This window comes from Synechococcus sp. R55.7, from assembly GCF_047461955.1.
Classification (GTDB): Bacteria; Cyanobacteriota; Cyanobacteriia; order Thermostichales; family Thermostichaceae; genus Thermostichus.
In genome coordinates, this window is sequence record NZ_JANSIC010000489.1 from 1 (window position 1) to 633 (window position 633).

1 protein-coding gene is annotated in these 633 nt (G+C 61.0%); it reads right to left on the reverse strand.

Annotated elements, in window-relative coordinates:
* On the reverse strand, nucleotides 1-633 hold a 633-nt coding region (locus tag NW820_RS13300), incomplete at both ends, for a D-alanyl-D-alanine carboxypeptidase family protein (protein WP_414407764.1).

A 633-nucleotide genomic window follows, 5' to 3' on the forward strand; every position in this document is an offset into this window, starting at 1 on the left:
TCTGGGGAAAGACAGCTCAAAGCCAAAGCGGGCCGCGTTGCTCTGCAGCCACTGGAAGGCCGGGGTGGTCTCAAAGGCTTCTTGAGTATCCCACTGCGGAAACCCGGCATCCCCAAGGTCGATGGCATAGCCAGTGTGGTGCTCGCTGTAGCCAGGGGGAGCACTGACAGCAGCTCGTTCCTCGGGTCGCAAGGCTCGGGATTGAGCCAATTGAAAAAACAAGAATTCCTGATCCGCAATGGAGCGAAACCCGGAAATGGGGACAAGGCGGATCCCGGCAGCTTGAGCTGCTTCGCTCATGCGAAGGTAACTTTCGGCAGCCGCCTGGCGCAGGCGCACCTCACGACCGTGGTAGTGGCCCACCACCCGCAAGCTATCTGCAGGGGCTTCGGAATAGGCATAGTGCCCCAACAGAGAAGCTCGCCCATTCTGCACAGTTGGCTGCGGCAGAGAGGGCTGACCGGTTTCTTCCAGAACTTGGGGATCCGCCGCCTGCTGGGATCCCGGTAACTTCTCTATCCCCCAACCCGCCAGGAGCACTAGCCCAACCAGCACCAGGCCCAAGACTAGACGGGACCTCAGGGCAGGCACCGAACTTTGCGCTTTTTTCGCCGGAGTGGACTGGCGACGGGC